The sequence below is a fragment of the Bacillus sp. CR71 genome, from assembly GCF_003429245.1.
Lineage (GTDB): Bacteria > Bacillota > Bacilli > Bacillales > Bacillaceae_G > Bacillus_A > Bacillus_A thuringiensis_S.
Genome location: NZ_CP031748.1, coordinates 3,410,445 through 3,411,281, shown reverse-complemented (window position 1 = coordinate 3,411,281; position 837 = coordinate 3,410,445). Strand labels below are relative to the sequence as shown.

The window sequence follows — 837 nt, the reverse complement described above, 5'->3', positions numbered from 1 at the left end:
CTTTCTATGTCAGGCCTAAAAAGTAAGTTGCAAGATTACATTGTTTTACTTGTTGGTCTTATTGTCTCTATTTCAACTTTTTATATGTTTCAAACGCTAGCATCCAATAAAACGTTCCTTGAATCCAACTCTTCTATTAGGGATATTGTGGCTGTCTTTAAAATTGGTTCCTTTTTGTTAGCGGTTATCACATTTTTTTATATTTTATATGCAAACTCTTTCTTATCAGCTCTTCGTCAAAAAGAATTTGGTATGTATATGATGTTAGGAGCAAAAAAGCATAAAGTTACCTTACTTATGTTCATTGAAACAATCATATTAGGTGCCACCTCTCTTTTGATTGGAATTACAATTGGTGTAGGACTTGCAGAAGGTATCGGTCAGCTATTAATGAAACAACTCGAGTTTGCTGGTAAAGGTTATAAAGCATTTTATCTGCCATCAATAGCTATTACTTGCGTCTTCTTCTTTGCACTATTTGTATTATCTGCAATTATGAATAGTATTAAATTATCGCGTATTTCTGTACTACAACTTGTACATGCAGATGCACAAACAGAACGTGTTGCCATAAAAGGAAAAATGACAGTTGTAATTGCATTCCTTGGTATTCTTTTATTAGGTATTGGTTATGCATCACTGATCTATATGTCATATGCAAATCCGCTAATTGCTTTGGGATTAATGGCCGTCGGATTAATCTCAGCAACCGTTGGTACTTACCTTATATTTGGATCCCTTCTTCCAGTTATGATTAACAAGCTAAAGAGTAATAAAAAACGTAGTGAAAAAGGCCTCAATGCTTTTACTTTTGCACAATTAAATTTCCGCATTAAT

At 33.3% G+C, this 837-nt stretch carries 1 protein-coding gene; it reads left to right on the top strand.

The genetic code is table 11. The features are described from left to right. Window positions 1–837 (top strand): FtsX-like permease family protein (locus tag DOS87_RS17175; RefSeq protein ID WP_261795523.1); only part of this gene is annotated, 837 nt, incomplete at both ends.